The organism is Rhodomicrobium sp. Az07, from assembly GCF_018619475.1.
Lineage (GTDB): Bacteria > Pseudomonadota > Alphaproteobacteria > Rhizobiales > Rhodomicrobiaceae > Rhodomicrobium.
Map to the genome: position 1 here is coordinate 1 of NZ_JAHFZG010000093.1, position 219 is coordinate 219.

Annotated in this window: 1 pseudogene; it reads right to left on the bottom strand. The window is 68.9% G+C overall.

The window, feature by feature from the left end:
* Positions 1 to 212 (bottom strand): annotated as a pseudogene (locus KKP04_RS15455) (IS66 family transposase); the annotation flags it as partial.
* Between the last annotated feature and the right edge of the window lie 7 nt (positions 213 to 219).

Below are 219 nucleotides of genomic sequence, written 5' to 3' on the forward strand. Positions count from 1 at the left end.
GCGAGCGCGGCGTCGGCGAGCGGCGCGTTGCCGCCCACAGCGATTTCATAGAACCGCCTCCTCAGGTGCGTCCAGCAGAAGGACAGGATGAGCGGTGCCGACGCTGGCCGGCCTGGCGCATAGCAGTAGACAACGGCGGGCGGATCGGAGCCACCCCATGGCCTGTCGTCGCGGGCGTAAGCCCAGAGCTGGCCGAGCTTCACGCGCTTTCGTCATCCG